This window comes from Bradyrhizobium sp. 142 (assembly GCF_023074015.1).
Classification (GTDB): domain Bacteria; phylum Pseudomonadota; class Alphaproteobacteria; order Rhizobiales; family Xanthobacteraceae; genus Bradyrhizobium.
In genome coordinates this window covers 12,872-36,641 of the sequence record NZ_JADPKQ010000483.1, presented here as the reverse complement: position 1 = coordinate 36,641, position 23,770 = coordinate 12,872, and the positions used below count along the sequence as shown (strand labels likewise).

The 23,770-nt window shown below is 60.0% G+C and carries 21 protein-coding genes and 1 pseudogene; 9 read left to right on the top strand and 13 right to left on the bottom strand.

What is annotated here, in order from left to right:
• Positions 1 to 31 precede the first annotated feature (31 nt).
• The 4 genes from acnA to IVA82_RS43835 all read right to left on the bottom strand — a co-directional run bounded on the left by acnA (position 32) and on the right by IVA82_RS43835 (position 4,674).
• Entirely contained in the window at positions 32 to 1,999 is a 1,968-nt protein-coding gene (acnA, locus tag IVA82_RS43845) for an aconitate hydratase AcnA (RefSeq protein ID WP_253075586.1), read from the bottom strand.
• On the bottom strand, positions 1,957 to 2,556 hold the full coding sequence (locus IVA82_RS48725) for an aconitase family protein (RefSeq protein ID WP_256469826.1): 600 nt from the start codon (positions 2,554 to 2,556) through the stop codon (positions 1,957 to 1,959). Before IVA82_RS48725 ends, acnA begins: the two co-directional genes overlap by 43 nt.
• Positions 2,557 to 2,566: 10 nt before the next feature.
• Positions 2,567 to 4,138 (bottom strand): serine/threonine-protein kinase, encoded by a 1,572-nt coding sequence (locus IVA82_RS43840; RefSeq protein ID WP_247384338.1) that lies wholly within the window; start codon positions 4,136 to 4,138, stop codon positions 2,567 to 2,569.
• Between the two features lie 167 nt (positions 4,139 to 4,305).
• Positions 4,306 to 4,674 (bottom strand): response regulator, encoded by a 369-nt coding sequence (locus IVA82_RS43835; protein ID WP_247384337.1) that lies wholly within the window; start codon positions 4,672 to 4,674, stop codon positions 4,306 to 4,308.
• 405 nt (positions 4,675 to 5,079) lie between these two features.
• Between IVA82_RS43835 and IVA82_RS43830 the strand changes: the two genes are divergently transcribed.
• The 3 genes from IVA82_RS43830 to IVA82_RS43820 all read left to right on the top strand — a co-directional run bounded on the left by IVA82_RS43830 (position 5,080) and on the right by IVA82_RS43820 (position 8,704).
• Complete coding sequence (locus tag IVA82_RS43830) at positions 5,080 to 5,826, top strand: HAMP domain-containing sensor histidine kinase (protein ID WP_247384335.1); 747 nt, start codon at positions 5,080 to 5,082, stop codon at positions 5,824 to 5,826.
• A gap of 125 nt (positions 5,827 to 5,951) precedes the next feature.
• The gene (locus tag IVA82_RS43825) at positions 5,952 to 6,593 is read left to right on the top strand and encodes a response regulator transcription factor (RefSeq protein ID WP_247384333.1); all 642 of its coding nucleotides are present in this window, start codon (positions 5,952 to 5,954) and stop codon (positions 6,591 to 6,593) included.
• 116 nt (positions 6,594 to 6,709) lie between these two features.
• Positions 6,710 to 8,704: a PAS domain-containing sensor histidine kinase gene (locus tag IVA82_RS43820; RefSeq protein ID WP_247384331.1), complete on the top strand. Its 1,995-nt coding sequence runs from the start codon at positions 6,710 to 6,712 to the stop codon at positions 8,702 to 8,704.
• A gap of 96 nt (positions 8,705 to 8,800) precedes the next feature.
• Here the strand turns inward: IVA82_RS43820 and IVA82_RS43815 are convergent, their stop codons facing one another.
• From IVA82_RS43815 to IVA82_RS43780, 8 genes are all read right to left on the bottom strand, one after another.
• Positions 8,801 to 9,322, bottom strand: a complete 522-nt coding sequence (locus IVA82_RS43815) for a DNA starvation/stationary phase protection protein (RefSeq protein WP_247384330.1) — start codon at positions 9,320 to 9,322, stop codon at positions 8,801 to 8,803.
• Between the two features lie 68 nt (positions 9,323 to 9,390).
• Positions 9,391 to 9,819 (bottom strand): cupin domain-containing protein, encoded by a 429-nt coding sequence (locus tag IVA82_RS43810; RefSeq protein WP_247384329.1) that lies wholly within the window; start codon positions 9,817 to 9,819, stop codon positions 9,391 to 9,393.
• A gap of 37 nt (positions 9,820 to 9,856) precedes the next feature.
• Positions 9,857 to 10,282 (bottom strand): OsmC family protein, encoded by a 426-nt coding sequence (locus IVA82_RS43805; RefSeq protein WP_247384328.1) that lies wholly within the window; start codon positions 10,280 to 10,282, stop codon positions 9,857 to 9,859.
• A 34-nt stretch (positions 10,283 to 10,316) separates the two neighbouring features.
• Complete coding sequence (locus IVA82_RS43800; RefSeq protein WP_247384327.1) at positions 10,317 to 12,494, bottom strand: xanthine dehydrogenase family protein molybdopterin-binding subunit; 2,178 nt, start codon at positions 12,492 to 12,494, stop codon at positions 10,317 to 10,319.
• Between the two features lie 2 nt (positions 12,495 to 12,496).
• Positions 12,497 to 12,967: a (2Fe-2S)-binding protein gene (locus IVA82_RS43795; RefSeq protein ID WP_247384326.1), complete on the bottom strand. Its 471-nt coding sequence runs from the start codon at positions 12,965 to 12,967 to the stop codon at positions 12,497 to 12,499.
• Positions 12,968 to 13,085: 118 nt separating this feature from the next.
• Positions 13,086 to 13,934, bottom strand: a complete 849-nt coding sequence (locus IVA82_RS43790; protein ID WP_247384325.1) for an enoyl-CoA hydratase/isomerase family protein — start codon at positions 13,932 to 13,934, stop codon at positions 13,086 to 13,088.
• Between the two features lie 63 nt (positions 13,935 to 13,997).
• Positions 13,998 to 15,347, bottom strand: coding sequence for an epoxide hydrolase family protein (locus IVA82_RS43785; protein ID WP_247384324.1), 1,350 nt, complete (start codon positions 15,345 to 15,347; stop codon positions 13,998 to 14,000).
• Between the two features lie 29 nt (positions 15,348 to 15,376).
• On the bottom strand, positions 15,377 to 16,426 hold the full coding sequence (locus tag IVA82_RS43780) for an alpha/beta hydrolase (protein WP_247384369.1): 1,050 nt from the start codon (positions 16,424 to 16,426) through the stop codon (positions 15,377 to 15,379).
• Positions 16,427 to 16,747: 321 nt separating this feature from the next.
• On the opposite strand from IVA82_RS43780, the gene IVA82_RS43775 reads away from it, so the two are divergent.
• From IVA82_RS43775 to IVA82_RS43745, 6 genes are all read left to right on the top strand, one after another.
• Entirely contained in the window at positions 16,748 to 17,461 is a 714-nt protein-coding gene (locus tag IVA82_RS43775; RefSeq protein WP_247384322.1) for a type 1 glutamine amidotransferase domain-containing protein, read from the top strand.
• Between the two features lie 156 nt (positions 17,462 to 17,617).
• On the top strand, positions 17,618 to 18,649 hold the full coding sequence (locus IVA82_RS43770) for a DUF4331 family protein (protein ID WP_247384320.1): 1,032 nt from the start codon (positions 17,618 to 17,620) through the stop codon (positions 18,647 to 18,649).
• A complete protein-coding gene (locus tag IVA82_RS43765) occupies positions 18,633 to 19,478 on the top strand; it encodes an enoyl-CoA hydratase/isomerase family protein (protein WP_247384318.1) in 846 nt (281 codons plus the stop codon). Before IVA82_RS43770 ends, IVA82_RS43765 begins: the two co-directional genes overlap by 17 nt.
• A gap of 65 nt (positions 19,479 to 19,543) precedes the next feature.
• The gene (locus tag IVA82_RS49285) at positions 19,544 to 20,476 is read left to right on the top strand and encodes a heme-binding protein (RefSeq protein WP_346658715.1); all 933 of its coding nucleotides are present in this window, start codon (positions 19,544 to 19,546) and stop codon (positions 20,474 to 20,476) included.
• A complete protein-coding gene (locus tag IVA82_RS43750) occupies positions 20,473 to 21,414 on the top strand; it encodes an alpha/beta hydrolase (RefSeq protein WP_247384316.1) in 942 nt (313 codons plus the stop codon). The genes IVA82_RS49285 and IVA82_RS43750 overlap by 4 nt, the downstream gene beginning before the upstream one ends.
• Before the next feature lie 216 nt (positions 21,415 to 21,630).
• The gene (locus IVA82_RS43745; protein ID WP_247384314.1) at positions 21,631 to 23,109 is read left to right on the top strand and encodes a PAS domain-containing sensor histidine kinase; all 1,479 of its coding nucleotides are present in this window, start codon (positions 21,631 to 21,633) and stop codon (positions 23,107 to 23,109) included.
• Between the two features lie 41 nt (positions 23,110 to 23,150).
• On the opposite strand, the pseudogene IVA82_RS43740 reads toward IVA82_RS43745, so the two are convergent.
• Positions 23,151 to 23,740, bottom strand: a pseudogene (locus IVA82_RS43740) (NADPH-dependent FMN reductase).
• Positions 23,741 to 23,770: the final 30 nt, after the last annotated feature.

The following is a 23,770-nucleotide window of genomic DNA, read 5'->3' as shown; positions in this document are numbered from 1 at the left end:
GGTCCTCTCTCCCAAGATCGCAATTGTTGGCCTAAGTGCGCGCCGCCCAAGGCAGCAGACCGCCAGCCCGCCAGCACTCGACTTCAAAGGTTGTGTCGAGCCGGCAGCGCGCGTCCAGGAGCCGGCACCCGCCCTCATCGTCCACGACGCGAACAGTCAGGACCGCTCCCGGCTCAAGTTCGGATGAGGGCATTTCGATGGTGATTGTTTCGTGTCCCTGCAACGATGGTCTTGGCGGCACGAGCCATTGCAGCGGCAACACACCGACCAGCGCGAGATTGGTCCGGTGGATGCGTTCGAAGCCTTCGGCAAGAACTGCCCGGATGCCGAGCGCCCGCGTACCCTTGGCTGCCCAGTCGCGTGCTGACCCGATGCCATAGGCTTTCCCGGCGACAACCACGAGGGGCACCTGCTCCGCTATGTATCGCTCTGCAGCATCGAACACGGTCAGCATTTCGCCGCTCGGATGGTGGCGTGTCCATGCCCCATGCCGACCTGCGGCGAGCACGTTTTCCACACTGGCGTTAGCGAAAGTCCCGCGCCGCATGACCTCGGCGTTGCCGCGACGGGCGCCATAAGTATTGAACGCATCGGGCGCGATGCCGAGTTTCTGCAAATATCGTCCCGCCGGGTCGTCAGGCGCGATGCGGCCAACGGGGGAGATATGGTCGGTCGTGACATGATCGCCGAGCACGAGCAAAGGGCGAGCGGAGGGAAGCACTGTTTTGCCCGGCGCATCGGCGTCGAGCCGCGGCAGGGTCAGATAGGAACTAGCTCTGGGCCAGTGGAATAGCGATGAGCTGTCAGCCGGCAACCCTTCCCAGGCGGAATTCGCAGCGGCATATTCATCGCCGTGGGCCGTCAAACCGGCATGACGCACCGCATCGGCAACTTCGTCCGCATCTGGCCAGAGATCGGCAAGAAATACTGGCCCTTCCGGCGTATGAGCGATCGGTTCGCGCGTCAGGTCAAGCCGTATGCTGCCAGCCAGTGCGAAGGCCACGACCAGAGGGGGCGAAGCCAGATAGCTTGCCTTGACCAACGGATGGATTCGCCCAGCGAAATTGCGGTTACCGGACAGGACAGCCACGACATTCTTGTCGCCGACTGCGGCGGAGACCGCTGGAGCCAAATCACCGGAATTGCCAACGCAGGTCATGCAACCATAGCCGGCAAGCCAAAATCCGACCTCTTGAAGCGGCTTCAGCAGATCCAGCTTCTCAAGATAGGCTGTGACGGCGCGAGAACCGGGCGACAGCGACGTCTTGATGCGCTGGGAGACGCACAGGCCACGGGCGCCCGCGTTGCGCGCCAAAAGTCCCGCGGTGATCATCGCCGCGGGGTTTGCCGTGTTGGTGCAGCTCGTGATTGCCGCGATGACAATGTCGCCATCCTGCAGCTCGGAACATGCGCCGCGCCGGGACGCCGGCACGCTCTTTGGAACATCCGCAAGCTCAAGGACTTCATGTGGGAGGCGCGGGCCGGCGACAACTAAGCGCATGCGTGAGAGATCGCAGCTGATCACGCGTCCGAAAGCACGGGGCACTTCATCGGGATCGGCCCAGAGACCTAGACGGCGCGCATGCGTTTCCGTTCGCGCCGCGTCCACCTGGCGTCCTGTCTGGCGAAGATAGGCCAGCGTCTGCCGATCGACCGGAAACAGCGATGCCGTCGCGCCGTATTCCGGGGTCATATTCGCAATCGTCGCGCGATCGGGCACGGAGAGGTGCTCGATGCCTGCGCCGAAGAACTCAAGAAATTGCCCAACAACTCCCTCCCGCCGCAGCAGCTCCGCAAGCTGCAGCGCGATGTCCGTTGCCAGCAATCCCGATGGCGGTGATCCCTGGAGGTACACGCCGGTGATGGTAGGCGCCGTCATCGAAACCGGAAGGCCAAGCAGCGCGGCCGCCGCTTCGAGGCCGCCAACACCCCAACCGAGCACGCCGAGGCCGTTAATCATCGGCGTGTGGCTATCGGTCCCGATGACTGTGTCAGGCAAGATCCACTCACCTCATCGACGACTACCTGCCCAAAGCGCTCGAGATTGACCTGATGGACGATCCCATTGCCGGGCGGGACGACGCTCAGGCGGCGAAAGGCTTTTTCTGCCCAGCGAAGAAACCCAAATCGTTCGGCGTTCTCCGCGTGCTCTTCTGCCAGATTGCGTTCGGCCGCACCCGGCCCCGTATGCGTCGTGCGAATCGAATGATCGATCACAAGGGCCGCTGGACAGGCGAGCTCAATCGCAGCCGGGTCGCGACCCGCGGCGGCCGCGGCTTCACGGAGCGCGGCAATGTCGAGCAGCGCTGGAAGCCCGGCATAGTCCTGCATCACGACGCGATACGGCCGGAAGCTCAGTTCGCCCTGTCCAGCAAGCAGGTTTTCGAGCGCGATTGCTCCGCCATCGTGGCGAAGCAGGTTCTCCGCGAAGAGGAGCTGCGTGCGAGGCGCAGTTGCCAAGGCTGGATAGTAACGAGCCACCGATTCGAGATCGACGACGCATCGCTCCCCGCGCGAGGTCTCAATTCGGCCGATCCAATCGCGCCTTTCGACCATCGGCGGCGGCTCAGCGGAGTGTCGCCGCAGCATGGCGGCCGGCGAGACGTCCGAACACGGCTCCGCGGAGCACCGACGTCGAGCCGGTATAGACCTGATGGTAGATCCCGACCGTCTCGCCGGCTGCATAGAGGCCCGGAATGATACGACCATCCTTGTCGAGCACCTGGGCGTCGGTGTTGACCTTGAGGCCGCCGAAGGTGAAACAAAGCGGATGATCGGGCCGGGCGAAGACGCTGATGAACCGACGGAATACGAGCTGGAATCGAATCTTGGCTTCCGGTGGCGGCAACTCCGGAACGGTCGGCTGTTCTCCGATAATGAGCCTCAATTCCGGAATGAGATCCGACATGAGTAGGCCGTTCGGGCCTAATGCTTGAACGAGGTTGTCGCGCCACTTGTCTAGCTCGGACTCGGTCTGGCCGAGAAGTTGACGGATAATACCCTGGAAGGCTTGTGCCAACGTAGCGTAAGGTATGTCGCGCTTGTACTGGTCGAACTTGCCCGACGCAAAGAAACCGCGCGGCAGAATCAGAGCTTTATGCAGTTCGTTAACCACGGCTGACTTGCCGATACCGGAATATCCGGAGACCAGCACCAGCTCCGGTTCGCCTTTCACCAAGACGCTGTCGAATGCAGCAAGCATGGTGTCGATTTCACGCTCACGCCCATACAGTTTTTCGGGGATGAGAAGCCGGCCTGTGATATCGTGTTCGCCCAGGGGAAATGGTTCGACCCGGCGAAGCGTCTCCCATTCCGTCAGACAACGCTCAAGATCTCGTTTCAATCCAGCTGCCGTTTGGTAGCGGTCCTCCGCAGCTTTGGCGAGCAGCTTGCCGACAATTGCAGAAGTTGCCAGTGGCAGATTGGGGATCAGATTGTCTGGAAGGACCGGTTTTCGCGCAATATGGCAATGGATCAATTCCATCGCATCGAGCGAGTTGAAGGGTAGCCTTCCCGTCAACATTTGGTAGAAGGTGACGCCCAGCGCATACAGATCGCTGCGCGAGTCAATCGATCGGTTCATCCTACCCGTTTGCTCCGGCGCCATATAGGCAAGCGTCCCGGCCATGAAACGCGGCGGTTCAGGTGGCTGCCTTTCGCGCGGGATGCGCGACGCTATCCCAAAGCCAGTGAGCCGGATTTCACCGTCGCGGCTGTTAACCAGAAGGTTGGAGGGTTTTATGTCCTTGTGGACGAGACCTCGTTGGTGCATCTTGCTGACAGATGAAGTGATATCGATGGCGAGACGCAGGAATCTCTCAACTGTCATGGGCTGATCCAGAAGGCGGCTAAGCAATTCGCCTCCGGGGTCCTCGAGTAGCAGAGTAGTTTGGCCGTGTTCCTGCACAAGCTCCAGCGGTCGGAGCGCCCAATCGCGGTCAAGATATTCCGCCAGCTCGTATTCGCGACTAAGCCCGCCGAAGCTATTAGACGCGGCACTTTCAGAGGCGGCGAGCGCGGTGATGGATGAACTGGAGTCGGCGGTGGTAATCCGGCGCGTGATCCTGCGCAAAAGCGTGTCGCCTTCCTGCGACAAAACCTCGACTGAGCCGCTTTCCTCGGCCGCATTTAACCACACCGTGTGTCACTCTCTCGTATCGAGAAATTCTCTCACCTTATTGGACCTCTGAAATACAGCATTCCGATCCCCGGGGCACCGATCACGGAATCGTGCAACCGAGAAATCGCAGCATCTCCACACAAAACATCTGAGAACTCTGCGCCGCGAATTATCTACGTGATGTTCTAACCCTTCACGGCTCCTTCAAGGCAGCCAATCAAGTCATTTATTTCAAATGGCTTCCTCAGCAGGCACACGGCACCGGCGATCGCTGCGTTGGCTTCGAGGTTTGCGTCGGAACGTGCTGTGATCAAAACGACGGGCGTCGTCGATCCCCGAGCGGCGAGGTGTTTCATCAAGTCCAGCCCGCTCATGCCCGGCATGTGAATGTCCGAAACGACGCAATTGAACGAGTTGCTTCCAATCACACGAAGATAGTCCTCGGCGGAGGCGTACCCGCTGGATCCATACCCGAGCGAGGACAGCGATTCCACGAGCGCTACTCGGAATGACTCGTCATCGTCGATGACTGCGATTTCGAGATGTCTTGCCACACAGCATCCATGCCCCCAATTGACTGAAGAAGCGGGGGAAATTCCATTTTTGCACGCGCCCCGGATGCCTAGAAATTATACAAGAGTGTTATAGCTGCGGCCCAGAGATGCGGGGCAAGCTCGGCCGCTCAGAATTTGCCAGCGTTTTCAGGTCGTTTTGCGCAGACGGGCTGTACGTTTGGACGAGACATTCGTTCCGGACAAGCTCGGCGCCAAATCAAGCCTATCAGCGCTTTGGAAGGCCCCTCCTCGCCCACAACCTTCCCCTGTGTCCCGGCATATGCTGGCGGACCCGACCGTCACCATCATACGATGAGCTGATAAGCGGCACCGAAACGTAGGATGGCAAAGACGCCGTCGACCGGCTCTTGATGGAACTGTGCCATCGAGCCAAGGGGGGAAAACATGAGAACGATCGAAAGCCTCATCGCTGCGCCAAACACGCAAGATCGGACGCCGAAAACCCTCGTCGCGCGGGAGTTTCAGACGACGATTGTCGGGATGATGGGCCATGATCTCCGGCAATCCTTGCAGGTCATTCAGGGGACGTATTCGCTGCTGCGCTCGCGCCTGGAGCAAATGCCGCAACAAGCGTGGCTGGACCGCGGAGAGCGGGCCGTCACAAAGCTGACCGAACAGCTCGATTGTCTGGTGGATGCCTTTTACCTCGCCGAACGCACCAACGCGCTGGAGGTCTCCTCCGTCGGACTCGGGCCCCTGTTCTGGCGGCTCAGACACGAAAATGAAGATGCCGCTATTCAAGCAGGCATCGATCTTCGGGCCGTTACAACGAATGCCCATGTAAAGAGCAATCCAGTGCTGCTGGATTGCATCCTCCAAAATTTGCTGACCAACGCCACAAGATACACGGAGCCCGGAGGACGGATTTTGATCGGCTGCCGCCACAAAGGGTCCGAAATCAGGATCGATGTATACGACACGGGGATCGGGATTCCGGAAGACCAACTGCCTCGAATCTTCGAATCTTTTACACGTCTCGCGCCCGAACGCAGCAACGGCTTGGGCATCGGGCTCTCTATCGTCCGTCGTGCGATCGAGGTGCTTGGCCACCGGATCGAAGTCCGGTCGGTGGTGGGGGAAGGGTCGCTGTTCTCGATCTACGCGCCCGCTGTAATGGCAAGCGTAAGCTAAGGCGCCGCCACAATTGAACTTTTCGAGACAGCCCGAAGGAGTATCCTCCTATACATAGGTGTGATCCCCGGTCCCTTCCCGTTTGTGCTAACAAATCCGTGAAAACACGGTACATAGCAAACGGCATGCGGCAAGCCACCGACGAAAAGGCCCTGGTGCACGTCGTCGACGACGATGCTTCTATGCGCGGCGCGCTAGAGGGTCTCTTTGATTCGGTCGGACTGCAGACTCAGACCTATGCCACGGCGAAAGACTTCCTTTCGGCAAACCTCTCGGACCGGCCTGGCTGCATTGTCCTCGACGTCAGACTACCCGACATGAACGGCCTCGAGTTTCAAACCCGGCTGGTCCAGATCGGCGTCGGAATTCCGGTGGTGATGATGACGGGATATGGGGACATTCCGATGTCTGTCCACGCCATGAAGCATGGCGCTGTAGATTTCCTTCCCAAGCCGTTTCGCGATCAGGACATGCTCGATGCCGTCCTGGCCGCCATCGAGCGCGATCGAGAGCGACGCGTCGTCGAGAACGACGGTTCACGACTGAAAGAGCGCTTCGAAACGCTATCTCCGCGGGAACAGGAAGTGATGCTGCTCGTCACGACCGGCAAGATGAACAAGCAGGTAGCCGGCGACCTCGGGATCAGCGAAATTACCGTCAAAATTCATCGAGGTGCGGCCATGCATAAAATGGGCGCACGAACTTATGCCGAGCTGGTTCGGATGGCCGATGCTCTCAAACCAATCCTCCGGAAACTCGGCCGATAGCCGTATCCCCGTCCATCTACTTCTCCGGCAATACCAACGTTTCGTTCGCACGCATTGTCGATCGCCTTTGCCTCTCCGGAGGCCGAACTGGTCGTGAGCAGGCGGGGGAGGTGATCATGACGACATCCGCTCTTTCGCGGATCCTGAAGCGGCCAATGATTGTAAATTACGCGATTGCGATTGTTTCGGCGGCAATATCAGCCGTGGTGGCTCTGACGGTATTGCCCTCGTCGAGCGGCGATCTTGCGCTCTTGTTGTTTTTTTGCACGGTCACGTTTGTGGCCCTGGCAGCGGGCCCAGGTCCGGCGGCGCTCGCTTCCGTGCTGACGTTGGTTTCTCTCCAGTATCCTCTTCTCTCATCAGGCAATCCCGTTGTTCTTCAGTCCGGCGAGATTCTCAGACTGGGGCTGTTTATCGTAGCGTCGATGTTTGTGGTGCTGTCTGCCGCCCGGAGAAGCACATCGGCCTCGCTTCAACTGCTGCTCAACGACCAGCAGGCGATGATCCGGGAACTACAACAGCAAAACGAAAGGCTGCGCTTCGAAAACGCTGAACGCAGCGAGGCCGCAACAAGGGCGCGAGCAGCCGAACAGGAGATTCGGCTGATCGTCGACACGGTTCCCGCACTGATCGCCCGATATCGGGCCGACGGATTCATGGATTTCCGCAACAAGAACTGGCGGGACTATACCGGCCTGCCACAGGATAATTTCGGCGGCCGCCGTTGGGGAAGCGCGCTGCATCCCGATGATGAGGAGATGGTCGAACGTAAGTGGCGCGAACACATCGCGACAGGAGAACCCTTCGAGCTGGAGCAACGGCTGCGAAGAGCCGATGGAGAGTACAGGTGGCACCGGGTTCGCCGCGTACCGCTACGGGGCGAGACGGGTGAGGTGATCAAATGGTATGCTATCGCGTTCGATATCGACGAAAGAAAGCGAACCGAGGACGCGTTGCGAGAGAGCGAAGCTGACCTGGCCAAAGCCAGACATGAGCTTCAATTGATGATCGACACGGTGCCTGTATTGGTACTTCGCCACCGGGCTGACGGTATAATAGATTATGTCAATGAAGTCGGACGCACATACAGCGGACTCACAACGACGAAGTGGACCACGCGCACCAGCATCATTACTCATCCCGATGACGTTCCACGACTTGAAGCTGCCTGGGATGTCGCGCTTGTCACAGGTGAACCGTTCGAGTCGGAAGTTCGCCTTCGAAGAGCCGATGGCGAATACCGCTGGTTCGTTACACGGCGTGTGCCGTTGAGGAGGAACGGAGAGGTTATCGCCTGGTACGCGGCAACCTACGACATCGAAGACCGCAAACGGGCCGAGAACGAACTGATCGAGAGCGAGCGGCGATTCCGCGAAGCTCAAATGGAGCTGGCGCACGCGAGCCGCGTGGTCACCATGGGGCAGTTCACGGCCTCTATCGCGCACGAGGTCAATCAACCTCTCGCTGCCCTGCTTACGAACGCCGAAACCGCTCTGCGCTGGCTCGCCCACCAACCACCCAATTTGGAAAAGGCCAAACCGTCGATCGAGCGCGTTATCGACGATGGCAAACGGGCCGCCGATATTTTGAGTCGGATTCGGGATTTCTCAAAGAAGGCGCCGGTGCGGATGGAGAGCCTGGAAGTCAACGACGCAATTTTGGATGTTATGGGGCTGACGCATACCGCGATGTCAGACAATGGTGTTTCGGCGAAGATGCAACTGGCAAAGGAACTCCCGCGCATTCTGGGGGACAAAGTGCAATTGCAACAGGTGGTCCTGAATTTGATCATGAACGCGATCGAAGCGATGACCGAGGTCGGGGCGGGATCACGCGAGCTCTCGATCAGCACAAGCAAGGCCGAGTCGGACGGCGTACTCGTCGCGGTACGAGATTCCGGTCCGGGACTGCCTCCAGCGGGCCTCCCGCGTATCTTCGAGGCCTTTTATACGACCAAATCCAGCGGTTTGGGGATGGGTTTGTCGATCTGCCGCTCGATCGTCGAAGCGCATGGCGGCCGGCTCTGGGCAACCCCGAACGAACCTCACGGCGCAGTCTTCTGCATGATGCTGCCGATCGGGGAACAATCGCTTGAGAAGCTGGGCGGATAACTATCCTTTCAGCATCCCGGCGCCGCCGACGCCGACGCCGATAATGACGACATGAAACACTTGTCCCACAACTTCGGGTGCGGTTATCGCATTATGTCAACCACCCCCGTGCCGCGTGGCCTCAAACAGGAACCAGGTACGCCGCTCGGCTTCATCGATCCAATTTTCCAATAGACTCGCGGTGGCTACATCGCCGTACTCGTCGCAGACGCCGTGTGTTTCGCGCATGGCGGCGGCGATCTGTCTGTTGTCGTCTCGAAGTTCGGCGAGCATGTCCATCGGCGTAACGAAATCTCCGTCGTTGTCCAGAATACGTTGCAGGCGGCCGATATGCCCGATCGAACGCAATGTAGTGCCTCCGACCTTGCGCACGCGTTCGGCGATGGCGTCGGTCGTAGCAAAGATCTGGTCACCCTGCTCGTCGAGAAGAAGGTGATAATCGCGAAAGTGCGGACCGGACACGTGCCAATGAAAATTCTTGGTCTTCAGATACAAGCCGAACACATCGGCAAGCAGGATGTTCAAGGCACCCGAGATATCTCGGATCGCATCCGGCGTCAGATCTGTAGGTGTCTTGAGCAAAGTGGTCTTCCGCGCTTGGGCTTCTCGAATACTCATTGACTTTCTCCCTTTAGCCGATAGTTCCTGATGACGTCAGGATAAGGATCAATTCCAGGATCCTGCCGTCAGGCGTGCCGATGCCGCGGATCGTCGTGCAGGTCGTGATATTCGAGACCAAGCGGACCGATCGCGGTCACCTGCGTGACGTATTCGCCGGACTTCGCCCAGTGGAAATGCCAGGTTTCTCCCGGCAGAACGACGACGCTTCCCGGCGGATAGGCTTGCACCTTGTCCGCGTCGAAGGTCTCACCGAGCCCGATGTAGAAAACACCCGACATAACCGTGTAGATTCGATCTTCCGGGTGCTTGTGCGGCATCAGCTTTGCGTCACCCGGCAACTTGACTCTGACCACATAAGGACCGGGTTCCGCTGGGTGGCCAACCATGATCGCCAGACGAGCACCAGCCGGAAACGCCGGGAACGGCTTCCAGTCGATGTCCTCGGGCAAGATCGCTTTGAAATCGGCCTGATCAGGCTGATGTTTGAGAGTCATCGCCGCTCTCCTTTCCGTGACGATCGAAAGCCTGCGGTTACTGGATCAATTTCGTATCGAGTGTGATCGTCGCGTTGAGAACCTTGGACACCGGACAGCTCTTCTCCGCCTCGCTCGCGAGGCGCGCAAACGCCGCGTCGTCGAGATTTGGCACGTTGCCTTGCAAAGTCAGCGCGGATCGACTGATGCGGAACCCCTTACCGTCCGACTCAAGCGTCACGGCTGCTTCGGTGCTGAGTTCCGTCGGCGTGAAGCCGGCGCTCTGTAGCACGAATGCCAACGACATCGTGAAGCACCCGGCATGTGCTGCTGCGATAAGCTCTTCTGGGTTCGTTCCCTTCTCGTTCTCGAAACGCGTCTTGAAGGAATAGGCCGTCTCGGCCAGCACTCCGGATTCGCTGGACAAGTGGCCGCTTCCGGCACGGCCACTCCCGCTCCAAACCGCTTTTGCTTTGCGAATCACGCCGCTTCTCCTTGCTTGTTTTGACTGGTTCGCCTCAAACCGATTGCTTGAGCGCGTTGACATCGATCGGCATCTTACGCAGCCGCTTTCCCGTGGCGGCAAAGATCGCATTCGCGATTGCGGGAACGATGCCTGAAGTGCCGGCCTCGCCCATTCCACCCGGCGGTTCCGCGCTCTTGACCACGTGCACCTCGATCGCGGGCGCCTCGTTGATGCGCAGCATCTGATACGTGTCGAAGTTGGTCTGTTCGACACGACCGTTCTTCAGGGTGATCTCGCCATAGAGTGCTGCCGTCACGCCAAACATCACCCCGCTCTGAATCTGCGCCTGGACCGTGTCGGGATTGACCACGGTGCCGCAATCCATCGCGCAGACCACGCGATGGATCCGAACCGAGCCGTCCTTTGCAACCTCGACCTCAGCCACCTGGGCGAGGTAGGTGCCGAACACGTATTGCAGGGCAATGCCGCGCCCGCGCGCCTTGGGCAGTACCGAGCCCCAGCCGGCTTTCTCCGCTGCCAGATCGAGAATGGCCCTCGCTCGCGGATTGTGGTCGAGCAGCGCACGACGATAGGCCACCGCATCCTGCCTCGCGGCTGCCGCGAGCTCATCGATGAAGCTCTCGGTGACGAAGACGTTGTGCGAAGGACCGACGCTCCGCCAGAACGCCGTCCGGATGCCCGGCGGCTCGATGCGCACATATTCGACGTGGAAGTTCGGCAGCGCATAGACCAGATCGATCGCGCCCTCCGTCGTATCGGGATCGAGACCATCCTTGAAGGCCGGCGGCAACCACCGCGCGATCACGGAGGAACCTGCGAAGCGATTGCGCCAGGCGACCGGCCTGCCATCCTTGCCGAGACCGGCCGCAATGCGGTCGACCCAATAGGGCCGGTACATGTCTTGCTGGATGTCTTCCTCGCGCGTCCACACCACCTTCACGGGACCATCGACCTGCTTTGCGATCTCGACAGCGCGCATCGCGCCGTCGGCCTCAAGGCGTCGACCGAAGCCGCCGCCGATGAGATGATTGTGGACGATCACCTTCTCGACCGGCAGGCCGGCGGTCTTCGCCGCCATTGCCTGGACCCGCGCAATCGCCTGGGTGCCGACCCAGATCTCACATTCACTGCCTCGAAAATGCACAGTGCAATTCATCGGCTCCATCGTTGCGTGGGCCAGGAACGGCAACTGATAACTTGCCTCGACCATTGTCGCGGCATTCGCCATGGCTTGATCGGCGTCACCAATCGTCTGGGCGACCGCCCCCACCTTAAGTGTCGCCTGCTCGAGCTCGCGCGCAACGTCCTGCGTGCTCAGCCCAGCATGCGCGCCCTCGTCCCATTCGATCTTGAGTGCCTCAAGGCCTTTTATCGCAGCACCCATATGATCAGCCACGACGGCGACGGCATCATCGAGCCGGATGATCTGGCGCACCCCCTTGACCGCCCTAGCCGCGGTGTCATCCACGCTCTTCAACCGGCCTCCGAAGACGGGCGATTGGGCTAATGTCGCGATTTTTACACCGGGGGGCCGAGCATCAATCCCGTAAACGACGGAGCCGTTGACCTTGCCCAAGGCGTCGAGCCGCTTCGCCGGCGCGCCGATGAGCTTGAACTCTTCGGGCTTCTTCAGCACCACACTGGTCGGCACCGGGATGTGCCCGGCATCTGCGGCGAGATCGCCATACTTCAGGCGCCGCCCACTGGGCGCGTGGACGACCTCGCCGGCTTCGGCATGGCAGGAGCCGGCATCGACGCCCCAGCGCCCCGCGGCGGCCGTGGTCAGCATGATCCGCGCAGCCGCGCCCGCTTCGCGGAGCGGCTTCCAGGCGCCGCGAATGGCGTTCGAATTGCCGGTCGCCTGCACGCCGAGCAGCGGATTGGCGTAGAGTTTTTCGTTCGGCGGAGCATGTTCGATTCGAATCTGCTTAAGGCCGACTTCAAGCTCCTCCGCGATCAGCATCGGGATCGAGGTGTAGGTCCCCTGCCCCATCTCGACATAGGGCATGGTCAGCACGATCTGTCCGTCGGTGCCGATGCGGATGAAGGCGTTCGGTGCGAAGCTGTCGGCACCGCGGGCCCTGCCCTGGTCGAATGGCAGGCTCATGCTTAGCACCAGGCCGCCGCCAGCGACGGCGCTGTTGATAAGGAAATTACGACGAGATAGGTCGACGTATGACGCGCGTGATGACCTGCGATCGAAAGCCATCTTCACCCCTCCTTCGTCTGCGATTGCGCGGCGAGCTTGATAGCCTCGCGGATCCGGACATAGGTGCCGCATCGGCAGATATTGCCGCTCATGGCGTCGTCGATGTCCACATCGGTCGGACGTGGCTTGTCGGTGAGCAGTGCCGAGGCCGACATGATCTGACCGGACTGGCAATATCCGCACTGCGCTACCTCATGCTCGAGCCAGGCCTTCTGGATCTTCGCACCGACCGCCGTCGCACCTATCGCCTCAATCGTCGTGATCTTGGATTCGCCGACGCTGTCGATCGTCGTGATGCAGGAACGGACGGCGGAGCCGTCGAGATGCACGGTGCAGGCGCCACACAGCGCCATCCCGCATCCGAACTTCGTGCCGGTCATGCCGAGCACGTCGCGCAGAACCCACAGCAGCGGCGTGTCACCATCGACGTCGACGCTATGCGAGGTTCCGTTGATGTTGATGGTAAAGCCCATGATACCGCTCCTTATGTTCTGGACAGGACCGGCACGACCGACGGTCGCGCCTGGTCGCTCACCTCAGGACCGCGCTCCAACATCGACGTCGCCTTCGTCGAATGCCGCAGCGATCCTCTCAGCCGCCAAGCTGTCCGACATGGAAACCCAGTCGATTCTCGACGTCGCCGGCGCGGTGGAAGCCGCGCGCCATCAGCGCCTTGATCCTGTTCTGGCTCGCGGGACGGCCGAGGGAGGCCAGGAACGCGTCCCACTCAGGCCGAATTTCCAGATCCGCTGGCAAGCTCGCGACGTCGACGAGACGCTTGGTCTCGGCGATGGCCTCCTTGTCGAACGACGCAATGCGCATCGCGAGCGCTTCGACGAACCCGTCGAGTTCGGCGTCCGGCAGCGACCGGTTGACGTAGCCGTACCGTTCGGCGAGGTCGCCGGGGATATCATCGGCGCCGAGCAACACTTCGAGCGCCCGGCCTCTGCCCATCAGCCGCGGCAATCGCGCCATCGGTCCGCCGCCTGGCACCAGGCCGGCGCCGACTTCCCATTGTGACAAAATGGCCTTCTCGCGGCTGGCAAACCGCATGTCGCTTGCAAGCGCGACCTCGCTGCCGACACCGGTCGCTCGCCCCCGAATCGAGGCGATGGATACGACCGGCGCCCGGCTGAGCCGCACCAGCATGTCCGGCAGGGCTTGCAACCCCGTCGGTCCTGCCGGGATCTTCGCCGATTCTTCGAGGGGCGCCAGGAAATCGTAATGCGTGATGAAGAATCCCTCGACGGCACTGTCGAACAGGACGACCTTGACCTCCGGGTCGGTCTCGATTGCGGTGATGACGTCGTTGAGTAGAGGAAGATGCTTCGGGCCGAAGATGTTCACCGGCGGCATGTCGAAGGTGACGCGCCAGTATGATGGCAGGCGGCGCTCCAACTGGATTTGCTCAGTGGTAAACGTTCGTTCGGGACCGTTCATGATGTGCACTCCTGATGTGTGTTTGGAGGAAGAGGCGCGCGCTTACGCGCGAGCGGGGTCATCTCAGATCGACTGGCGCAGCGGCTTGAATGCCGCCCGCATCTCGGCGCAAAACAGCGCCGGTTGCTCCCAGGCCGCGAAATGCCCACCCTTGTCGAGCTTGTTGTAATGGATGAGTTTGGGGTACGCCCGCTCTGCCCAGCTGCGCGGGGCCGCATAGATTTCATCCGGGAAGGCGCTCACAGCGACAGGGATCGTGACCCCCCGAACGTCAAAGAAGCCTCCTCCCGTCGAAATTTTCGCGGTGTCCCAGTAGAGCCGAGCCGAGGAGACCGCCGTGTTCGTCAACCAGTAGAGCGTGACGTTGTCGAGGATGTCGTCCCTGGTCAGCCCTTCCGGCATTCCATCGAAGACGCGTGAGATCATACCGTAACTGCGGATATCGTGATCCAGCATCCACGCGGCGAGACCGATCGGCGAATCCGCGATTCCGTAAAGCGTCTGCGGCCGATTGGACATTTCCTGGGCGTAGGCCAGGCCATGCTTGTAGAAATCATCGAGTTGATCCCAGGCCTGCTTTTCGTCGGCCGAGAGGCCGGCAGGCGGCGGGCCTCCAGCCGAAAGAGCCTTTGAAACATCGGCTGGAACCGTAGCCGCCATATTGGTGTGAATGCCCAGCAATCCCGTGGGCTGCTGCAGCGCCATGATCTCCGAGACGGCATTCCCCCAATCCCCGCCCTGCGCCACGTAACGTGTGTAGCCAAGCCGTTCCATCAAGGTCGCCCACGCACGAGCGATGCTGACGGGTGTCCATCCGGGCGCAGTCGGCTTACCCGAGAAGCCGTGGCCGGGCAGCGAGGGGATCACCAGATGGAACGCGTCCGACGCGCTCGCGCCGTGCGATGTGGGATTGGTCAACGGATCGATGATCTTCATCTGCTCGATAATCGAGCCCGGCCAGCCGTGAGTCACGATCATCGGCAGCGCATTGTCATGTTTCGAGCGGACGTGAATGAAATGAATATCAAGCCCGTCGATTTCCGTCACGAACTGCGGCAAGGCCTTGAGCCGTGCTTCCACCTTCCGCCAGTCGTAATCCGTTCGCCAATGCTGCGCGACTTGCTGAATCGTCCTCAATTGCACGCCTTGGGACGGATCGGTAACCGTTTCGCGGTCCGGCCACCGGGCCATCGTCACCCGTTCGCGCAGGTCCGCGAGCGCGTCTTTGGGGACGTCGATGTCGAACGCGCGGACAGCGCCACTTTCCGCTGCCGGAGCCGAATCCGGCGAGAACAGGCTCGCCGCACTTGCTGACACCATGCCCATTGCGGCGGTGCCGAGGAACTGACGACGATCCTGGTAACGCACGAAATGTACGGTCGCCTGGCTCGGGGGATCGGGAAGATGTACCATGTCACTTACTCCTGATGCGAATTGAGTGATCAGCTCCTGCTGACGTCGATGACAGCTTGCGCAAAGGCGGCCGGGGACTCCTGAGGCAGATTGTGACCGACCCCGCCCTTCACGAGGCGATGTGCATACTTGCCGGAGAACTTTTTGGCGTAAGCCACGGGGTCCGGATGCGGCGCGCCGTTCTCGTCACCCTCGAGCGTGATGGTCGGCACGCCGACCTGCGGCGCGGCAGCCAGCTTCGCTTCCAACTCGTCCAAGCCTGGATCGCCTTGGGCCAATCCGAGGCGCCATCGATAGTTATGGATTACGATATCGACGTGGTCAGGATTGTCGAAAGATGCCGCGCTACGAGCGAACGTCGCGTCGTCAAACTGCCATTTCGGTGACGCAAGCTTCCAGATCAACTCGGCGAACTCTCGCCGGTATTTGGAATACCCCTCACGGCCACGTTCCGTGGCAAAATAATACTGGTACCACCACTGAAGCTCGGCCTTCGGAGGCAGCGGCATCTTCCCTGCTTCCTGGCTCCCAATGAGGTAACCGCTAACGGACACGAGGGCCTTGATGCGATCCGGCCAAAGTGCGGCAACGATATCGGCGGTGCGGGCTCCCCAATCGAAGCCGGCGACGGTTGCCTTCTTGATATTGAGTGCGTCCATCAAGGCAATCGTGTCGACGGCCAAGGCAGACGGCTGTCCCGTCCTCGCGGTTCCGCTCGACAGGAAATTCGTCGAGCCGTAGCCCCGCGCATAGGGAACAATCACTCGAAAACCCGCTGACGCGAGGCGCGGAGTCACTTCACCAAAGCTGTGAATGTCATAGGGCCAGCCATGCAATAGAATGACCGCCGGTCCGTCGATAGGACCTGCTTCGACGTATCCGACGTCGAGCACACCGGCATCGATTTGTTTCAACGACGAAAACGAACCGGCTCCCTCGGATTGCGCCAGCTGGATGGTTCCGTCGAGGGTCAGCCCTCCGTTGGCAACCCGAACCGGCAGCAGTTGCGTCGTCGCCAACGCGCCGGCGGCGACCTCAAGAAATCGCCGTCGGCCGAGGATCCGGTTTTTCCCAATCATGTCCGTTGCCCTCTCATTTCGCCCGCTCCTATCGCCGCGTTGGCGTGAGGCATGAGCGGCGTCGGGTGGAAACATGTCCGTCCACGCTCGTCCGAGCCATTCAACGTTGGGAAGATTTCACTCACATCAACGTATGAGTGATTGGCGCTCAACGTATGAGTGAGTGACGCGGTGTTAGTCCGCTAAGAACAGCGTCACTCGTTTTCGGAAGTTTCCCGAGGTCCACCTCGATAACAAGCCGCGACGGAACGAGATGCGCCGGCACATCGCCTCGTAGTGCCAGACGCGCTTCATTCAGTGACCGCAACGAAGGAGACAATCATGAAAGTGCTGATGGTGATCACATCCCACGACGAACTAGGTAACACCGGGCGAAAAACCGGCTTCTGGCTCGAAGAACTTGCCGCTCCCTACTACGCTTTCAAGGACGCCGGCGTCGAGGTAACACTCGCATCGCCGAAGGGCGGCAGACCGCCGCTTGACCCAAAGAGCAATGAACCGGAAAATCGCACCGAGCTGACGCTCCGATTCGAACAGGACGAGGACGCGCAAGCTGATCTCGACAAGACCGTTCGCCTTGACACCGTCACGCAAGAAGACTTCGACACCGTCTTTTACCCGGGCGGCCACGGTCCAATGTGGGATCTCGCCGAAGACAAGGATTCCATCAAACTGATCGAGTCCTTCATCGCGGCCGGCAAGACAATCGCTGTCGTATGTCATTCCACAGGCGCTCTGCGTCATGTCAAGACGCCCGACGGCAAGCTCCTGGTGCAGGACAAGGAAGTTACCGGCTTCACCAATGGCGAGGAAGAAGGGGTCGGCCTCACCAAGATCGTACCTTTCCTTGTCGAAGATGAGATGCTGAAACTGGGCGCGATCTTTTCGAAGAAGGTGAACTGGGCGCCACACGTCGTCAGCGACGGCTTGCTGATCACGGGACAAAACCCGCATTCGTCAGGTCCGGCGGCGAATACGCTGATGGCGGCGGTGAAGCAAAGGACCAAGCCAGCTGTCACGGCGCGCGCTTCGTAAATCGCGATAACAACCGGTCGTAGTGACGGGTCGCCTGCGAGCGACACGTTTGATGGAGCTTCACCACGGCGCCCGTCACGCGACTACTGCACCTGGAGCGGCTCGGCTCGCCGGCGGCTCCGTCAGAGAGTCTGAGGCTTCAAGGGAGTACGTTCGATGTCGCACCACTATTCCGGACCGAATGTGGGGTTCCCTCGTGGGGACGCGCGCTTGGACTTGACCGACCTATACGCATTCCCCTCACCTGTGGATGCGAGCAGATCAGTACTGATCATGAACGTCCATCCTTCCTTCAGCCTGCTTTCGCCGGCGCCGACCACGCCCGAGCCTTTCGCCGCTGGCGCGATCTATGAATTTAAGATTGACACTAACGGGGATGCGGTGGCGGACATTGCGTACCGCATATGTTTCTCAGCATTTGCAAACGGAAAGCAAACCGCGATCTTGCGTCGAGTCAAGGGCGCGGAGGCCGCCGAGACCAGTGACGAGGGCGAGCTCATTGAAGAGTGGCCGGTCTCGATGGATAGAGAGGCGCTCGTGGTGGAAGGCGATGACCATCGATTCTTTGCCGGGTGGCGGAGCGATCCGTTCTTTTTTGATCCAATCGGTGCCATGAACGATTTCCACTTCAACGGCAGAGACAACTTTATCGACAAGGACGTGTGCAGTATCGTCCTCGAGTTGCCGCGCTCGGCTCTCGGAGCCAAACCGTTCGGTGTCTGGGCGCGGACGGTTGATCGCGCCAACGGCACCTGGATTCAAGCCGACCGCGGTGCCAAGCCGTCGCAGTCCATTTTCTTGACCGGCGACGCCGGTGACGACTATCAGGCGTCGGAGCCTGCCGGGGACAGTCGCTTCATTCCGATTTTTGCACATTCGCTGGAGCATACGGGAGGCTACGCTCCAGTCGATGCGCTGCGCTTGGCAGCAACACTGCTGCCCGACATCCTGCATTTCGATCCCGCGCTTCCCGCCTCGTATCCGGACAACGGCCGGGCGCTTACCGACGACGTCCTCGATCACTTCCTTTCGCTGCTGACCAACGGAAGAGTGAAATCTGATGGTGTGGGACCGCATCGGGATTTGCTTGTCGAATTTCCGTATCTGGGGCCACCGCACACGGCAGCCGCCGAACGATTCAACGCCCACGAAGCACTGCATGGAGGCTCTGATGCACGCAAAGACTAAGAAAGCGCAGATCCGGCTCACCCGCTCCTCGCCCAATTATTGGCGGGTCACGTTCGATAATCCCCCGCTGAACGTCATGGGGCCGCAACTCGTTCGCGAGTTTAGAGAGATCATCACCACCGTTGAGGCGGACAAGGATGTCAGGGTGCTGGTGTTCGAAAGTGCCGTTGACGGATTTTTCCTCAATCACAGCGATTTCAACGCCGACTTCAAGGAACTGACGAGCATGCCTCAAGGGCCGACAGGGCTGGAGGCGTGGCCGGACATCCTCGTCCGCATCACGCACCTGCCCGTGGTGTCGATCGCCTTGATCCGCGGCCGCGCCACCGGAAACGGAAGCGAACTTGCCTTGGCCTGTGACATGAGTTTTGCCAGCCGCGAGAAGGCGCTGCTGTCGCAGTGGGAAGTGGGCGTCGGCCTTGTCGCCGGCGGCGGGCCGATGGCGCGTCTGCCGCGGCAGATGGGCAGGCAAAGAGCCCTGGAGATCCTGCTCAGTTCCGATGATATCGGCGGCGACCTCGCGGAGACCTATGGCTACGTCAACCGCTCGCTGCCGGACAGCGAGCTCGATGAATTCGTCGATGCGCTGGCGCGGCGCATCTCGTCATTTGACAAATGGGCGATCGCCAACACGAAACGCCTCGTGAATGCCGCCAGCCTGCCGCCGGATGTCGAAATCGCTGCCGGCTGGGACACGTGCATGGCCTCGATCCCTCGACCGGCTGCGCAGGGCAGGATCAAGGCTTTGTTCGAGCAGGGGTTTCATAAGCCCGGAGACGCAGAAGATCGCCTGGGATTCTATGTGGGGCAACGCGGCGACGGAGGCTGATGCACCCGAAGAGCCCATAGCTAGATTTTCCCTCCCGCGCAACGCTCATCAGAAAGAATACGACCATGGATTTACTCGCCTTCGCAAAGAGCATCGCCGACCGCGTCGAAGCGCAGTCGGGACGCGCGAAAGTTCCGGTTGCCGTTAGTGTCATCGATACTCACGGCAACATCCTTCTCCAGCACCGCATGAGCGGAGCGCCGGTGTTCTCGATCGAGATATCGGAGCGAAAAGCCTATACATCCGCGCTGGTCGGATTGCGAACGGCGGACCTCTCTCCGCTGGTGCAACCCGGGAAGGATCTCTTCCCGCTGATGGGCCTGTCCGGCGGAAGGTATTGTTCGATGGGCGGCGGCGCGCCGCTTACCAGCGAAGGCCAGTTGGTCGCGGGCGTCGGCGTCAGCGGTGGCACCGTTGAGCAGGACGTCGCCATCCTTGAAGCCGCGCTGCGGGAACCGGCGGCCGCGCGCAAGACCGACATGAAGCTCGAGGTCGTGGTGATTCCCGTCGCGGACGCCGATCGCGCAAAGCGCTTCTATCTCGACCTAGGTTGGAGGCTCGACATCGACTATGCGACCGGCGACAATTACCGCGTGATCCAGTTCACGCCGCCCGGTTCGGGGTGCTCAATCATGTTCGGCAAGAATGTGAGCAAAGCTGCGCCCGGTTCGGTGAAGGGGCTGCACCTGATCATTTCCGACATCCAGGCCACCCGCGAGGGCCTGGTTCGCCGTGGCATCGCAGTCAGCGAGCTATTCCACGACACCGGCGGTATATTTCACCATGCCGAAGGAGAAAGCCTGGTCATCGGCCCAAATCCACAACGAAAGAGTTACGCGTCTTTCGCTTCGTTCAGCGATCCGGACGGGAACGGCTGGGTGCTCCAGGAGATCACCGCGCGATTGACCGGACACATCGCGGATGGCGAGACAAGCTTCACCCGTGAACTCACGAGCGTCGTTCGACATGCGGCAGCTGGTAACGGAGCGATACCGTGAACACGCCGGCCATGCTTGTCCTCTCAGTCGCACTTACCTGCACGAGCACCAATGCACCGGCGCAAAACATGGCATCTAGCCGACAGTCGATTTCCTATCATACCGTCGACATCGATGGCCTTAATATCTTCTATCGCGAGGCCGGAGCGGCCAATGCGCCGACCGTTCTGCTGCTGCACGGATTTCCCTCGTCATCACGAATGTGGGAACCCTTACTTCCCCTCCTGGCCGACAAGTATCATCTCATCGCTCCCGAGTATCCCGGCTTCGGCCATAGCAGCGCGCCCACCCCGTCGAGCTTCGAATACACTTTCGACAATCTCGCGCGCGTGATCGACGAACTCACAACAAGGCTTGGCATCACAAGCTATGTTCTGTTCATGCAGGACTATGGTGGGCCCGTTGGATTCCGCATGGCGCTCGCCCATCCGGAACGCGTCCGTGCCATCATCATCCAGAACGCGGTTGCTCATGAACAGGGCCTGAGCCCGCTCTGGGAAACACGCCGGAAGTATTGGGCGGATCCGGCCAACGAGCTTGCGAACCTCAAGGCCAATTTCACCTCCTTAGAAGCGACGCGCCAGCGGCATATCGGAGCGAGCCCCCATCCCGACCGTTACGATCCGGATACGTGGACCGACGAGTACGCCTTTCTAACCGGTCCGAGCCAGGCCGACATTCAGACTACGCTTTTTCTGGATTACCGCACCAACGTCGCCTCCTATCCGCGCTGGCAAAACTGGCTTCGCGATGTACAGGCGCCGACGCTGGTGGTTTGGGGGAAATACGATCCCTCCTTCACCGTTGCTGGCGCGAGTGCTTATGCCGGCGATGTGCCGAAGGCGGAAATCCATATTCTAGAGGCGGGACATTTCACACTGGACGAAGCTACTGACCAGATTGCGTCTCTGGTCCGCAACTTTCTCGAACGCCTGTAGCTCCACAAACAACATCGTTGGATTCCATGGTGCCGGAAACAAGTGAAGTCCGGGTAGATTTACGTCGCGTCAATTATCCGACGCTCATCGTGTGATTTCGCTCCGTCCGATTCCCCCGATTTCATGGTTTTTGACCTCTTACTCAAAGATTTCGATTGCAAACCGGTCCGCCCTCGGGCCAAAGTTCCGAGAGTACGCTGAAAGAAGGCGTTCCTGGTGGACAATACCAACCGAGAACTGCAAGCGCTCGACTCAATCCCGCTGCAGACCTGGCGGAGCCGCGCCGACGGCTTCACCGAGTATCTCAACAAACGTTGGCTCGACTACACAGGCATGACATTGGATCAGGCGCTCGGCTGGCAATGGTTAGCTGTGATCCACCCTGACGACCTGCCGACATTGTCCGATACATGGGAAAAGCTCCTCGCATCCGGGAAGCCCGGCGAAGCCGAGGCGCGCATGCGCCGCTTCGACGGTGTGTATCGCTGGTTCCTGTTTCGTGCAGAGCCCTTTCAAGACGGAAGCGGAGCCGTCGCTGCTTGGTATGGGACAAACACGGACATCGAGGATCGCAAACAGGCAGAGCAAAAACTGCGGGACAGCGAACTTAACCTGCGCCAGCTGACCGAAACTATTCCAGAAATGCTTTGGAGTGCTACTTCGGACGGAGCGATCGATTACTGCAACACTCGCCTGCTCGATTACACCGGCTTCTCGGCTGAAGCGGTCAAAGGCGATAACTGGATAAAGCTTCTTCATCCAGACGATGTCAATCGCGCAGCCCAAGTGTGGCTCTCCTGTGTCACGACCGGAGCGCCGTACCGAGTTGAGGTTCGCACCATACACGCTGCCGACCGTACCTATCGATGGTGCGTAACGAACGCGCTTCCATTGCTCGATGAACAGGGGCGGATTCTAAAGTGGCACGGGACAGTTGTGGACATGCACGATTGGAAGCAAGCGCAAGAAGATCTGCGCAATACGCAGGCGGAACTCGCTCATATGACGCGCGAAATGACGATGGGGGAACTCGCAGCTTCGATCGCGCACGAAGTCAACCAACCACTTGCCTCGATTGTAACGAACGGCGAAACCGGCTTGCGCTGGCTGGCTCGACCCGCGCCAGATGTCGAGAAGGTCCAGGAGCTCACTAAGCGCATGGTCGCCGATGCGCGACGAGCGTCCGAAATCATCGACCGAATACGCGCTGTTGTTGCGGGGCGAAAGGCTCAGCTGATTCGGCTATCGCTCGAAGAGATTATTGAAGAATCGATGGTCTTTCTTAAACAGGAATTCCAATCAAGAGGCATCTCCGTTTCTCTCGACCTGGCAACGGAACTTCCAAACATTGTTGGCGACCGTATCCAGCTTCAACAGGTAATCGTGAATCTTGCCGTCAACGCGATGCAGGCGATGGCAGACCCTGGTCGCCGCAACATCCACGTTCGAACCACGCTGTCGGACCCTCAAACGGTGTGCTGCGCTATCGAAGATAGCGGCCCGGGAGTCGATTCCGCTGCTTTCCCTCATCTTTTTGACAGCTTCTTCACGACGAAGGAGGCCGGAATGGGAATGGGTTTGCCCATCTCCCGTTCGATCATTGAAGCACATGGTGGTCGGATTCGGGTGGAAAACAACTCTACACTCGGCGGAGCCCGCTTCAGCTTCGACTTGCCAACGAACGGTGCAGGTTAATCGCGGAAGGGGCGCAATCACGCTGTTCGCGATGACAGCGGTCAATACGGCGGAGCCTTGCGTTGTCGCTGCATCTTTGCCGCTTCGATCCACCACATCAGATCGTCGGCAAAGTGAGGAAACGCCCTTTCGAGCGCCTCGCCGCCGCCACCGGTTGGCGCGCCATTAGCGTCAAGGGTCTGTGCAATGGGGCCGACGCCAATCGTGCTTGAAACCACCACCATTCCCATCTCGGAAAGTGTGCCGTGCCAGGCGGTTGCGGCCCTTGCCCCGAAAAACGTCCCGCCGAATAGCTCGCGATCGCGGCGGGGCGCCAGAACCATTCCTCCAGAAAATGATCCGTCAGGTTTTTCAGTCCAGGCTGCATACCCCAATTATATTCGCCGGTGACGAACACGAAGCCATCGGCATCGCGAATCTTGCCGGCCAGAAGCTGAAGCTGCTCGGGAGCTTTTCCCGGCGGATATCCCTTGTACATTCTGTCGAGCATCGGCAGGTTGACCGCTTTGGCGTCGATCAGCTCGACGGCGTCGCCCCGGCGCCGCAACCGCTCAACCAGGAATTCGGCGAGGCGGATCCCCATCCGGTCGGAACGGTAGGAACCGTAAAAAACCAGGATTTGACTGCTCAATACAGTCCCCCTCAGCAGCTAAACTCACAC